At 73.6% G+C, this 12957-nt stretch carries 12 protein-coding genes; 7 read left to right on the plus strand and 5 right to left on the minus strand.

The annotated features are described in order from the left end of the window. The first annotated feature begins 133 nt into the window (after positions 1 to 133). Positions 134 to 808, plus strand: a complete 675-nt coding sequence (locus tag ACIBFB_RS11515; protein ID WP_397228912.1) for a uracil-DNA glycosylase — start codon at positions 134 to 136, stop codon at positions 806 to 808. A 124-nt stretch (positions 809 to 932) separates the two neighbouring features. After that, positions 933 to 4358 carry an NACHT domain-containing protein gene (locus ACIBFB_RS11520; protein WP_397228914.1) on the plus strand — a complete coding sequence of 1142 codons (3426 nt, stop codon included), beginning with the start codon at positions 933 to 935 and terminating at the stop codon, positions 4356 to 4358. On the opposite strand, the gene ACIBFB_RS11525 is transcribed toward ACIBFB_RS11520, so the two are convergent. Beyond that, the gene (locus ACIBFB_RS11525) at positions 4312 to 5118 is read right to left on the minus strand and encodes an SIR2 family NAD-dependent protein deacylase (protein ID WP_397228916.1); all 807 of its coding nucleotides are present in this window, start codon (positions 5116 to 5118) and stop codon (positions 4312 to 4314) included. The two genes, ACIBFB_RS11520 and ACIBFB_RS11525, sit on opposite strands and share 47 nt — an antisense overlap. A 165-nt stretch (positions 5119 to 5283) precedes the next feature. Between ACIBFB_RS11525 and ACIBFB_RS11530 the strand changes: the two genes are divergently transcribed. Next, the gene (locus ACIBFB_RS11530) at positions 5284 to 6168 is read left to right on the plus strand and encodes a sulfotransferase family protein (protein WP_397228918.1); all 885 of its coding nucleotides are present in this window, start codon (positions 5284 to 5286) and stop codon (positions 6166 to 6168) included. A gap of 12 nt (positions 6169 to 6180) precedes the next feature. On the opposite strand, the gene ACIBFB_RS11535 is transcribed toward ACIBFB_RS11530, so the two are convergent. After that, complete coding sequence (locus ACIBFB_RS11535; protein ID WP_397228920.1) at positions 6181 to 6810, minus strand: TetR/AcrR family transcriptional regulator; 630 nt, start codon at positions 6808 to 6810, stop codon at positions 6181 to 6183. An 84-nt stretch (positions 6811 to 6894) separates the two neighbouring features. Further along, positions 6895 to 7413, minus strand: a complete 519-nt coding sequence (locus ACIBFB_RS11540) for a RidA family protein (RefSeq protein ID WP_397228922.1) — start codon at positions 7411 to 7413, stop codon at positions 6895 to 6897. Positions 7414 to 7512: 99 nt separating this feature from the next. On the opposite strand from ACIBFB_RS11540, the gene ACIBFB_RS11545 reads away from it, so the two are divergent. Beyond that, positions 7513 to 7677: a hypothetical protein gene (locus ACIBFB_RS11545; RefSeq protein WP_397228924.1), complete on the plus strand. Its 165-nt coding sequence runs from the start codon at positions 7513 to 7515 to the stop codon at positions 7675 to 7677. Between the two features lie 33 nt (positions 7678 to 7710). Here the strand turns inward: ACIBFB_RS11545 and ACIBFB_RS11550 are convergent, their stop codons facing one another. Then, positions 7711 to 8538 carry an aldo/keto reductase gene (locus ACIBFB_RS11550; protein WP_397228926.1) on the minus strand — a complete coding sequence of 276 codons (828 nt, stop codon included), beginning with the start codon at positions 8536 to 8538 and terminating at the stop codon, positions 7711 to 7713. Between the two features lie 210 nt (positions 8539 to 8748). Between ACIBFB_RS11550 and ACIBFB_RS11555 the strand changes: the two genes are divergently transcribed. The 3 genes from ACIBFB_RS11555 (at position 8749) to ACIBFB_RS11565 (ending at position 11929) form a co-directional block, all read left to right on the plus strand. Beyond that, entirely contained in the window at positions 8749 to 9918 is a 1170-nt protein-coding gene (locus ACIBFB_RS11555) for a PucR family transcriptional regulator (protein ID WP_397228928.1), read from the plus strand. A 68-nt stretch (positions 9919 to 9986) separates the two neighbouring features. Beyond that, positions 9987 to 11198, plus strand: a complete 1212-nt coding sequence (locus ACIBFB_RS11560) for a cytochrome P450 (protein WP_397228930.1) — start codon at positions 9987 to 9989, stop codon at positions 11196 to 11198. A 137-nt stretch (positions 11199 to 11335) separates the two neighbouring features. Further along, positions 11336 to 11929, plus strand: coding sequence for a Dps family protein (locus tag ACIBFB_RS11565; protein ID WP_397228932.1), 594 nt, complete (start codon positions 11336 to 11338; stop codon positions 11927 to 11929). Positions 11930 to 11997: 68 nt separating this feature from the next. Here the strand turns inward: ACIBFB_RS11565 and ACIBFB_RS11570 are convergent, their stop codons facing one another. Beyond that, complete coding sequence (locus ACIBFB_RS11570; RefSeq protein ID WP_397228934.1) at positions 11998 to 12942, minus strand: NADP-dependent oxidoreductase; 945 nt, start codon at positions 12940 to 12942, stop codon at positions 11998 to 12000. Between the last annotated feature and the right edge of the window lie 15 nt (positions 12943 to 12957).

Here is a 12957-nt window from a genome sequence, read left to right on the forward strand (position 1 = left end):
GTGAGCGCCTCGTGGCCGGATGTGGTCATCCGCCTCCCGGGGCTTGACCGCGTGGCGGGGCCGCCTCCACGCCCGGGCCGCGGATCGTCCGAAGCGGCCGTGGTTGTCGCCGTCTGCCGCTAGTGTTCTGGCCATGCCGAGCAGGGATCTGAACGAAATCATGGACAGCGGTTGGGCGAAGGCCCTGGAGCCGGTCGCCCCGCAGATCGCCGCGATGGGCGACTTCCTGCGCCAGGAGGTCGCGGAGGGCCGGACGTACCTGCCCGCCGGAGAGCACGTCCTGCGCGCCTTCCAGCAGCCGTTCGACGACGTGCGCGTGCTCATCGTGGGCCAGGACCCCTACCCCACCCCGGGCAACCCGGTGGGGCTGAGCTTCTCCGTGGCGCCGGACGTGCGCCTGCCAGCGAGCCTGCGCAACATCTACAAGGAGATGCAGGAGGACATCGGCACGCCCGTGCCCTCCAACGGCGACCTCACCCCGTGGACCGAGCAGGGCGTGCTGCTGCTCAACAGGGTGCTGACGGTCGCGCCGGGCAAGGCCGGGTCGCACCGCGGCAAGGGCTGGGAGGCCGTGACCGAACAGGCCATCCGGGCGCTGGCCGAGCGCGGCAAGCCGCTGGTGGCCATCCTGTGGGGCCGGGACGCGCGCAACCTGCGCCCGATGATGCCGGGTGTGCCGTGCGTGGAGTCCGCCCATCCGAGCCCGTTGTCGGCGCGCAGCGGCTTCTTCGGTTCCAAGCCCTTCAGCCGGACCAACGCCATGCTCCAGGAACAGGGCGCGGAGCCGGTGAACTGGCAGCTGCCCTAGGACGTCACACAGTCACCGAGAACGAGAACGCCCGACCCTCGACCCCCCATTGACCTGCGGACCCGGCGCCCGACACGGCGCCGGGTCCGGTCATGTCCCCCTCAGCGAGAGAGGCGGTGCCCCCTTGGCCCGACAGCTCACCTACGCCGACGCCCTGCGCATCCTGGGCGAGAACGACTCACAGGTCCTCGACCTGGCGGAGAAACTGGCCGACGGGGGTCTGGGGCTCCTGGGGGTGCCGGACCTCTTCGGCCTGCGCGGCGAGCTGGTGAGCCGGGGCCGCCAGGCCGTCGAGGGCATCGGCGACAAGATCCGGGGGCGCAGCCGGATGTCGCGCACCGAGCGGATCGAGGCCGCGCACCAGATCCTGGTCGTCGTGGCGTTCTTCGAGGCGGTGGAGGAGTCGCTGGAGGAGCTGGACGCCCCCTTCGCCCTCGCCGACCTGAAGCTGACCAGGGCCGAACAGGCCGAGCTGATGGACCGGGTGCTCGCCCACACCGGGTCCGCCCCGGCCCTGTCCCTGGGATCCGGCTGGGCTCCCCGCTTCTTCCAGGACTTCCTGCTCCGGGACTTCACCACCGCGCTGACCGCGCTCACCGCCGCCGAGGACGACGGCGCCTCCGCGGCGGACGAGGTCGTCGACGGACTGCGCGGGCTCGTCCCCGAACGCGCCGCCGAACGGTACGCGGAGTCCTACCGGCGACTGGCCGCCGACGTCCCCGAGTTCGGGATGTGGGCGCACCTGCACGAGCACGACCGCACGCGCGGCGCCCTCGGCGCGGGGCTGGGCGACCTGCGGCGGCGGTTGGAGGAGATCAGCTCCCACCGCGACGTCGACGCGCGGCGCCGGGAGCTGGCCGCCGGGTACCGGGCGGTGCTGCGCCAGCCCGTGCTCCGGTCCGACGACGCTCCTCCGGGTCTCGTGCTGCCCGCGCTGGAGGACGCCTACATCGCCCCGCGCGGACGCGCCGCCCATGCGGTGCACTCCGGTTCCCCCTCCAGCGAGGAGTGGTGGGCGCGGCTGCCGGTGCTCGACGACCTCCAGCCGGTCATCGCCGCCCACCTCGTCCACCCGCTCGCCACCGAGGCCCCCACGGTCATCCTCGGCCACCCCGGCGCGGGCAAGTCCAAGTTCACCGAGATGCTGGCGGCGCGCCTGCCCGCCGCCGACTTCCTCCCGGTGCGGGTGGAGCTGCGCGCGGTCCAGCCCAACGCCCCCATCCACGTGCAGATCGAGGACGGTCTGGCCGCCGCGCTGCACACCCGGGTGTCCTGGCGGGAGTTGGCCGACTCCGCCGACGGCGCGCTGCCGGTCGTGATCCTCGACGGCTTCGACGAGCTCCTCCAGGCGACCGGCGTCGACCGCTCCGACTACCTGGAGCGGGTCCAGGAGTTCCAGCAGCGGCAGGAGGCGCTGGGCCAGCCGGTGGCGGTCATCGTCACCAGCCGCACCGTGGTGGCCGACCGCGCCCGTTTCCCCGACGGCACGATGGTGATGCGCCTGGAGCCGTTCGACGACGCGCGCATCGCCCGCATGGTGGAGGTGTGGAACCGCGCCAACGCCCGCTCCCTCACCGCATCCGGAGTGGAACCGCTCACCCCGCGGGCCCTGGTCCGGTACCGGGAGTTGGCCGAACAGCCGCTGCTGCTGTTGATGCTGCTCATCTACGACGCCGAGGGCAACGCGCTCCGGCACGCCTCGGAGACCCTGTCCGACGCGGAGCTGTACGACCGCCTGCTGCGGATGTTCGCCCGCCGTGAGGTGACCAAGCACCGCTCCGGCCTGGGCCGGGCGGACTTCGAGGAGGCCGTGGAGGACGAACTCCGGCGTCTGGAGGTCGCCGCGCTGGCGATGTTCACCCGCCGCAGGCAGAGCGTGAGCGCCGACGAACTCGACCAGGACCTCGCCGTGCTCATGCCGGACGCGGTCGTCTCCCCCGCGGACGCCGACCTGCACGGGGGGATCGACCCGGCCGCCCGGGTGCTGGGGCGGTTCTTCTTCGTCCACGAGTCGCGGGCCAGGGCCTCGGACGGACCGTCGAGCGTGTTCGAGTTCCTGCACTCCACCTTCGGCGAGTACCTCGTGGCGCGCGCGGTGGTGGACGCGTTGGACGAGGCGGCCGACGCGCGGTCGCGCGCCTCCCGCCGCCGGGGCCGGGCCGTGCGCACCGACGACGGCGAGCTGTACGCGCTGTCGTCCTTCGCCAGCTACGGGGGGCGCGACCGGGTCGTCGACTTCCTGCGGGACCTGCTCGAACGCCGCCTGTCCGAGGACCCGAGGCTGCGCGAGGAGTACGGGAGACTCCTCGTCGAACTGTTCCAGGAGGCCCGGTTCCCGGCCCCCAACCGGTCCTACCCCGGGTACGAGCCCGTGCGGCTGCCCCTGGTCCTTCGCGAGGCCAACTACACCAGCAACCTGGTGATCCTGCTGTGCCTCGTGCGCGAGGACCCCGTGGACGCCCGCGAGCTGTTCCCCGACGCCGCCGAACCCGACCAGGCCCTCCTGGGCAGGACCACCTCGTGGCGGACCCTGCCCGGCTCGGAGTGGTTCAGCATCCTGTCGACCCTGCGGGTGCGTCACCTCCAGGGGTGGCACGACGAGGGTGAGACCACCGTGATCGGCCTGGAGGACGGCTCACCCGTCGACGTGGGCGAGTGCATCGGCTTCGAAGTCCGGGCCAGGTCCCGCCCCGAGTTCGTGCCCAGCATGACCGACCCCTACGGCATCACCGCGCCCTTCGACTCGGTCACGTCACGGCTGCTCCGATCGGTGGCGATGCGGGTCAACGGGACGGCGGCGCGGTTCACGCTCGGACTGCTGCCCTACCTGCGCCACGTCTCGACCGACCTGGGCACCTGGTTCCTGGACGAGGACGGCGACAGGGCGTGGAGCCACCTCCACGAGGTCCTGCGGCTGCGGATGGAGCCGATCACCCACGCCCCGCGGGAACGTCTGGAGGCCTACCGGCGCCTCCTGTCGACCCGGTCGCTCGGACGGATCGAACTCCTGGTGCTCCGCCAGGCGACGGAGGACCTGGCGTTCCTCGCCCCGGACACCGAGTTCCGGGAGGACCTGCTCGGTGTCCTGCGGGGGTACCTCGGGGCCGTGGAGTCCGTCGTGCACGGGGGCGCGCTCCGGACGGACACGGTCGCCGCCGTCCTGGAGGCCCTCGGCGGGCACGTCTCCCCGGGCTGGGTGAACGACGTCCTGGGCCTCGTCGAGCAGGCCCAGGGCTCGGAGCCGGACGCCGTGCGGGGCGTCCGGGGTCCTGCGGTGGACGCCGACGGGAAGGACCGGAACACGACCGGAGGACAGGCCTATGACGCGGCGCCGCTGGCCACCGGGAAGAAGCGCGGGCCGAAGCACGTCACCCGGCACACCGACGATCAGTCCGGCTCCAGGGGCGCCGGGCGCACTCCGGCCCCCGAGCAGCTGCCCCCCGGCGGCAGCGACGGCCCGGGCTCGGACGTCCGCCGACCGGTGCCCGCGCCCGAGAGCGGCGTCAACTCCGGGCGGCCTCCGTCACCCGGCGCACGAGGGCGGGGATGACCGTACCGATCGGGTCGCGCAGGACCGCGCTGGCGAAGTCGTCGTAGGGGGTCGGCTCGGCGTTGACCACGACCAGGCTCGCCCGGGCCATCATCGCCACGTCGCACAGACCGGCGGCGGGGTGCACGGTCAGCGAGGTGCCCACCGCCAGGAACACGCCGCACTCCCGGGCGGCCCGGGCCGCCCGCTCGATGACGTCGGCGTTCAGCCGCTGTCCGAAGGAGATCGTGTCCGACTTCTGGATGCCGCCGCACTGCGGGCACCGGGGGTCGGACTCCTCGTCGAGCCGAGCCAGGACCTCCGGGCTCGGGGTGCGCAGTCCGCAGGACGTGCACACCACCCACAGCATGGTCCCGTGCACCTCGATCACCCGGTCGGCGGGCAGCCCACCGCGCTGGTGCAGCCCGTCGATGTTCTGGGTGACGAGCGCTCGGAGCCGTCCGGTGGCGTCGAGGTCGGCGAACGCCCGGTGCGCGGCGTTGGGCTCGGCCGTCCACACGCGGTGGTCCCGACGCCGCAGCCACACCTGCCGGCGCACGTCGGCGTCGCCCATGTAGGTGTCGAAGTCGGCCATGGCCTCGGCGGCGGGGTCCTTGGTCCACAGCCCGTTCGGTCCCCGGTAGTCGGGGATGCCGGAGTCGGTGGACACGCCCGCGCCGGTGAGCACGGTGACGCGCCCGGCCGAGGCGAGCAGGTCTGCGGCGCGCTCGAAGCCCTCGGGGTCGGCGAGCGGCGCGGGATCCGTGGTCGTGGAGGCCATGCCCCATTGTTGCAGCGGCTTTGACGCTTCTTGCCTCCGGAGTTGCCTTCGGAGCGCGCGCGGGTCGCACGGACCCCGTACCCTCGGGGAACCTGTGGGACGCGGAGGCGAAATACCCCGCCGATGCACACGAGACGGGCGAAGGGTGCCAAAATCGACACAGTCATGAAGCAGTCGTCCTACATCCTCGTGGTCAACCGGACCACGGTGCGGCGCCCCGTCTTCGTCCTGGGCGCCCCCCACTCCGGGGTCCCCGGCGTCGCCCGCGCCCTCTCCCGCGCCCCGGGGTTCCACGTCGTCGCCGGCGCCTCCGGCGTGCTCAACGCCGTCTACGCCGTCGCCCGCCGCCCCTCCCTCGCCCAGGAGAAGGTGTCGGGGACGGCGAGCCTGCTGCGCGAGGCCTACGCCGAGGCCTGGCAGCTCACCCCCCTGACGTGCCCCCGCTGCCCCGGTCCGTACGCGCGCGTCCCGGCCAACGCCTCCGCCGAACCGTGCGAGCACAGCGCCGACGCCCAGCGCTACGGCGACGCCAGCCCCGACCTGCTGTTCTGCGCGGAGGCCCTGTACGCGGCCTTTCCCGACGCCCTGTTCGTACAGGTCATCAGGGACGGCAGGGACGTGGTCGCGGGCATGCTCGACGACGAACGCGCCCTGTCCTGGCTCAAGCCCGGGCTCATGTCGATCGACCACGAGTTCCCCAACCACTTCTTCGGGTTGGAGGAGGAGCCGGACCTGGAGGCCTTCCGGAACGGTTCCGACGCCGCCAAGTGCGCGATGCGCTGGCGGGGTGCCGTGCGCATGCACGCGCGGCTGCGCCGGGAGATCGGCGCCGACCAGCTCCTGACCGTGCGGTACGAGGACGTCCGGGGCGGGGAGATCGCGACCGCGCGCCGCCTGCGCGAGTTCACCGGGGCGCGCGTGTCCGCCACCGAGCTGATGGACGAGCGGGACTGGGCAGCGGGCCGGTGGCGCGACCGGCTCTCCCGCGAGGACTACGGGGACGTGAGCGCGGTCGCCGCCGTCGAGCTCTCGCGCCTCGGCTACCAGTAGGCTCCGACGGCCCTAGGGGGCCGCGACCGCGGCCGGGGCCGCGGGGACGTCGTCGGTGACGCCGTGCGCGGCCATGAGGGTCTCGGCGGCGGCGCGCGCGGTCAGGGCGGCCCGCGACTCCCCCAGGACGCTGCGCGCCACGACCGCCCCCTCGTGCAGCATCGCGAGGGAGTGGGCCAGGACCTCGGGGTCGGCCGCGCCCGCCTCGGTGACGAACCCCGCCAGCAGGCCCCTCAGCCAGCGCTTCTGCCCCTCGGCCACGGACCTGCCCGGGTGCTCGGGGTCGGACAGTTCGGTGTAGGCGTTGACCATGGCGCAGCCGCGCGGGTTCTCCTCGCCCATCCACGCGTGCAGGGCGTCGAAGGTGGCGACCACCCGCGCCCGGGGCGTCGCGGCCCGCTCCAGGTGGTCGGTGAGGTAGGCGCGCCAGCGGTCGTCCCGGGTGCGGAGATAGGCCACGACGAGGTCCCGCTTGGAGCCGAAGCGGTCGTAGATGGTCTTCTTGGTGACGCCGGCCCGATCGGCGACCAGCTCCATGCCGACCGTGTTGATGCCCCGCGCGTAGAACAGCTCGCTCGCGACCTCCAGGATCCTGCGGGCCGCGGGCGTGAGCGGTCGGGTCGCGGGGGCGGTGGCGGTCATGGGCGTGTTCCTCCGGCTCCGTGGTGTCGATGACGCTGGACCGGGAGTATACCCACCGGTGTGGTTACACGGCCGGATCCGGCGCTACGCCCGCTCGGGCACCCCGGTGACGAACGGGGTCGCCACCAGGCTGTCCTCGACCTCCTCGACCAGTTCCCGCGCCTCCGCCGCCTCCAGCAGCTCGGAGTCGCCGGCGTGGGGGATCACGGCCGTGCAGACGAGTTCCACGAGGGCCTCGGCCTCCAGCAGCTCGGTCACGCCCACCACCGCCATCGGCGGGTAGTAGCGGCCCATGTGGCGGCGGTAGACCGACCCCAGGGTCGCCAGGTTGACCCGGTAGGCGGACACGGCCGTGGTGTACACGCACATGGTGACCACGTGCACGGGCTCGGCCCCGGCCGCACGCAGGGCCTCGACCATGTTGGCGAGCGCGTGGTCGAACTGCTGCACCACCGTGTCGCCGACGATCCCCCCGTCGGGACGCCGGGCGGTCTGCCCGCCCACGTGGACGGTGCGGCCGGGAGTGACCACGAGGGCGTGGGAGTAGCCCACGGGTTCGGCCAGAGACAGCGGATTGACGAGTTGGTGCGGTGTCCGGTCCATCGGCGTTCCCTCATCGTTCACGTGGCGCCCGCCGCGGCCGGTCCGGCACCGGCGCTCCCTCTGGGGGGACACCGCCGGACGTGCGGCTACGATGAGCGCATGTCGATCACTTTCCTGCTGTCCGTCGTCGCCCTCGTCGCCGCGCTGACGCTGTTCGCCGCGATCTTCGTCGCGGGCGCCGTCTACGTCGCCCGAATCCGCCGCAGGGGCCCCGAGGCCGTGCTGACCGGAGCGCGCAGGCGCCGCGAGCTGCGCGGGTCCTAGCGGGGCCGGGCGACCGCGTCCGGGGCGGGGCGCCTACTCGCCGTCGAACTCGTCGGGGTCGGGGCCGAACCTGCTGCCCGCGTCGAGCCCGGTGACGCGGTCCATGTCCGCCTCGGAGAGCTCGAAGTCGAAGATCCGGAAGTTGGAGCGGATCCGCTCGGGGGTCACCGACTTGGGGATGACCACGTTCCCGAGCTGGATGTGCCAGCGCAGCAGCACCTGGGCCGGGGTGCGCTGGAGCTGTTCGGCGATCGCGACCACCGTCGGGTGGTCGAGGAGCTTGCCCTGGCCCAGGGGGCTCCACGCCTCGGTGATGATGTTGTGCTTGGCGTCGAACTCGCGCATCGGCCGCTGGATGAGCAGCGGGTGCAGTTCGATCTGGTTGACCATGGGCGTGATGCCGCCCTCCTCCATGACGCGTTCCAGGTGCGACGCCTGGAAGTTGCACACGCCGATGGCGCGGACCCGGCCGTCGGCGTAGAGCCGCTCCAGCGCCTTCCACGTCGGCACGTACAGGTCCCGTTGGGGCAGCGGCCAGTGGATGAGGTAGAGGTCCAGCGTCTCCAGGCGCATGCGCTCCAGGGTCGCGTCGAACGCCCGCAGGGTGTGGTCGTAGCCCTGGTCGGGGTTGGCCAGCTTGGAGGTGACGAACACGTCCTCGCGGTCGAGTTCCGACCGGCTCAGCGCCTCGCCCACCCCCCGTTCGTTGCCGTAGGCGGCGGCCGTGTCGATGCTGCGGTACCCCGCCTCCAGAGCGGTCGTCACGGCGTCGACGACCGCGTCGTCGGACACCTGCCACACACCGAAACCCAACTGCGGCATGCGCACGCCGTTACCCAGAGTAACGTCGGGAACCGTCATCTCGCCTCATCCCCCGTCGGGCCGACCCGTCCTCGTCTCCACCACCGGCACCCCCGTGCCGTGGGGCGTGTGCGGCGGACACGCCCTGGTCGCATACTGCCACGTCGGCGCGGATCACCGCCCGAAGCCGCCCCGCTGCCGCACGGGCTTTTTACCGACGGCCCCGCCGCCGACCGCTACGCTGGTCGGTCCCGGAGGGGAGGTGGGCCGATGGGCCGCGAGCAGCGCGCCCGTGTCAGCGCCGAGCTGTCCAGGGACCGCGCGGCCCTGGTCGACCGGATCGTCGCCGAGGTGTACGCGGAGGTGCCCGCCTACCGGGGACTGCACGGATCCCAGCTCGCGGAGGTCCGCGCGATCGCCGGGTGGCTGGTGGCCCGCTCGCTGGAACTGTGGGCGGACGGGTGCGTGCGCCTGCCGCCGGAGGACCTGGAGCGGCTGCGGGAGATCGGCCGAGCGCGGGCGGCGGACGGACGCTCGATCGGGGCCGTGGTCCGGGCGCACCGGGTCGGGTCCGCCGCCGCGGTCCGCCTGGTGTCCGAGCAGGCCGGGGACCGGGTCACGGCGACCGACGTGTTCGCTCTGAGCGAACTGTGGCTGACCTCCCTCGACCAGATCTCCGAGCACCTGGCGGCGGGGCACGCCGAGGCGGCCCGCCACCTGGACGCCGACGTCGAGCGGGCGCGCCGGGCGTTCCTCGACGACCTGCTGATCGGCCGCCAGGCCTCACTCGGCGCGATCCGCGACCGGGCCCGCACCCTCGGCCTCGCGCCTCCCGACCCCGGCGTCCTGGTGGTGGCCGACCCCGGTCCGGGCGAGGAGCACCCGCCCCGGGGCGGCGCGGTGTCGGCGGCGATGGACCTCGTCGAGGCGGTCGGCCGCCCCGACGCGCTGGCGACCACGCGGTCGGGACGAGCGGTGCTGCTGGTCCCGGCCGGGGCCGCCGCGCGGGCGGCCGGGGTGCTGGAAGACCGCCCCTGGCGCGCCTGCGTATTGGAGCCGCGCGCGCTCACCGACATGTCGGCCGCCTACCGCCTGGCCGACGGGGCCGTCGAGACCGCTCCCCCGCACGCGTTCGGAGGCGGGCCGCTCGGGGAGGCCGACGCGTGCGTCCTGGCCCTGCTCAACGGCGGTCCGACCACGCCGGAGACGGTCCGGCGCACGGTTCTGGGGCCGCTGCTGGCGGACGGCCGCGCCCACCTGCTGGAGACGCTGCGCGCCTACTTCCGCGCCGGTGCCGCGACGACGGCGGCCGACGCCCTGCACGTGCACCCCCAGACGCTGCGGTACCGGCTGCGCCGGGTACGCGAGCTGACGGGTCACGACCCCCACCGGCCCTGGCCCCGGTTCGTCCTGGAGACCGCCTGCGCCATCGCGCGGTGAGGACGGTTCGCCCGCCGCGGACTCCGGGTAGGACCGCTGGGATCCCCGTTCGGCACGAAAGGCAGGGCATGTCCGCCTCCCCACCCCCTCTCCCGCACGGTCCGGCCTTCGAGGCGGACCCCCACCCCGCCTACCGGTGGTTGCGCGAGCACTCCCCCGTGCACCGGATCGATCTGCCCGGCGGGGCCTGGGCGTGGCTGGTCACCCGCCACGAGGACGTCCGCGCGGTCCTGGCCGACCCCGACATGCTCAAGGACCCGGCCCGGGGCAACGAGGTGTGGCGCAGGTCCGGGATGGGCCTGCCCTTCGACCACCGGCCCAGCCTGGTGCGCAGCATGGTCAACGCGGACGGCGCCGACCACGCGCGCCTGCGCGGGGTGACCGCGGGCGCCTTCACCCCGCGCCGGGTGCGGACCCTGGTGGAGAGCGCCGAGCGCGTCACCGCCGACCTGCTCGACCGGATCACCGCCGTCCCCGATCCCGACCTGGTGCGGGACCTGGCCTACCCGCTGCCGATCGCGATCATCTGCGACATCCTCGGGGTCCCGCCCGAGGACAGGGCCGAGTTCCACCGCCGCGCCGCGGTGATCGACGCCTCCGCCCCGGAGGAGATCGCGGCGATCGGCGCCACCACGGACTGGTTCGACGACTACCTCGGCCATCTGGTCGACGTGCGCCTCGCCACCCCCTCGGACGACCTGCTCGGGGACCTGGTGGAGGCGCACCGCGAGGGCCGGCTCACCCGCGACGAGGTCACCTCCACCGCCTTCCTGCTGCTGGTCGCGGGGCACGAGACCACCGTCGCGCTGATCGGCAACCTGCTCCTGTCCCTGCTGCGGAACCCGGAGCACCTGGAGCGGCTGCGGCGGGACCGCGACCTGGTCGCTCCGGCCGTCGAGGAGGCGCTGCGGCTGGAGAGCCCCCTCCAGAACGCGACCTGGCGCTTCCCCCGGACCGCGACCGCCCTCGGCGGGGTCGGGCTCGCGGCGGGCGAACCCGTACTGGTGTCGCTGCTGTCGGCGGGCCGCGACCCCGAGCGCTACGACGACCCGGACGTGTTCGACCCCGGGCGCGGCGCGTCGCACCTGGCCTTCGGGCACGGCGCCCACTACTGCGTCGGCGCCCGGCTCGCCAGGATGGAGGCACGCGTGGCGGTCGAGGCGGTCCTGGACCGGCTGCCCGGGCTGCGGCTCGCCGTGCCGGGTGAGGAGCTGCGCTGGTGGCCGAGCGTGATCATGCACGGCCTGTTCGCGCTGCCGGTCCGGTTCGACACCCCCTGACCGGCCGCGGCGACGCGAAAGCCTTGCCTCGGGATGGTGTGTGCTTTCTCCTCCGGCGACGGTCCGTGTCCGAGACTGGCAGGCGGAGCACGTCCGTACGCGCTCCGAGCGACCCGACCCGGAGGGGGAATCCAGCCGTGACCACCCGAGAGCGCGCGAGCACGACGCCCAAACCCCGGAGCAGCCAGCCGTGGCTGCACCAGAAGGGGAACGAGATCCAGGAGTACGGCACCGTCCGCCAGCTCCCGGTGGGCATGTCCTACAACACGCGCATGTACTCGTGCCAGCGGCTCAACCAGGTCCTCGCGGACACGCAGATCCTGCACGCGCTCTACAAGAAGCACCACTGGCTGATGCGCGGTCACACCTTCTACCAGCTGCACCAGTTGATGGACAAACACGCCGGCGAGCAGACCGCGCTCGTGGACACCATGGCCGAGCGCGTCCAGACCCTCGGCGGCGTGGCCATCGGGGACCCGCGGCACGTCGCCGAGATCACCAACATCCCGCGCCCGCCCAACGGCGTGGAGGAGGTCCCGGCGATGCTGTCCCGCCTGTTGGAGGCGCACGAGACCATCCTGGAGGACTGCCACGACGCGGCCGCCCGGTGCCAGGAGAACGGGGACGACGGCACCAACGACGTGCTGGTCTCCGACGTCATCCGCACCAACGAGCTCCAGGCCTGGTTCCTCGCCGAACACCTGGTGGACACGCCGCTCGTGCACTCCTGAGCGCGGACAGGCGCCGACGCCCCGCGCGGCCCGCCGACGGCGCGCGGGGCGTCCGTGCCCGCGCGGCGTCAGACGAGGGTGAGGACCACCTTGCCCGTGGTGCGTCCGGTCTCGCCGTGCTCGTGCGCCTTGGCGACGTCCTCCAGCGGGAAGGTCTGGCTCACGACCGGACGGAGCCTCCCCGCGTCCGCCAGCGCGGCGATCTCCTCCAGCGCGGCGTGGTCGGGCTCGACGTTGACCGTGGTGCCGCGCACGCCGACGGCGGCGGCCGCCTCCGCGATCCGGTCCAGTTCGAGGGGGTTCGGCAGTCCGACGTAGACCCCGCCCGGACGCAGCGTGCGCAGCGAGCGCTCCAGGTAGTCGCCTCCGACGGCGTCGACGACCGCGTCGACGCCGCGGACGGTCTCGGCGAAGTCGACGGAGGTGTAGTCCACGAGTTCGTCGGCGCCCAGCCCGCGCAGCATGTCGTGCTTGGCCGCGCTGGCCGTGCCGATGACGTGGGCGCCCCTCGCCTTGGCGATCTGGACCGCCAGGTGGCCGACCCCGCCCGCGGCGGCGTGCACGAGGACGCGCTGTCCCTGTGCGACCCCGGCGGTGTCGACGAGGGCCTGCCACGCGGTGAGCGCGGCCAGCGGCAGGGCCGCGGCCTCGACGTGGTCGAGACTGGCGGGCTTGCGCGCGAAGTGGCGGGAGGGGGCGGTCACGTAGTCGGCGTGGGTGCCGGGCGTGTCCGGGAAGTTCGGCATCCCGTAGACCTCGTCGCCGACCGCGAACCGGTTCACGCCCGGGGAGACGGCGGTGACCACACCCGAGACGTCCCACCCGTGGGCGAACGGGGGCGTGAGCCAGTACCCGTGCTGGCGGACCTTCCAGTCGGCGGGGTTGAGGCCGGCGGCGTGCACGCGCACCTGGATCCGGGTGCCGCCGGGTTCGGGGACGGGCACGCGGGCGATCTCCAGGACCTCGGGGCCGCCGAGCTCGCGCTGCCGGACGATTCGCATCTGCTCTGTCATGGGCCCCAGACTTCC

Source organism: Nocardiopsis sp. NPDC050513 (assembly GCF_044457925.1).
GTDB lineage: Bacteria > Actinomycetota > Actinomycetes > Streptosporangiales > Streptosporangiaceae > Nocardiopsis.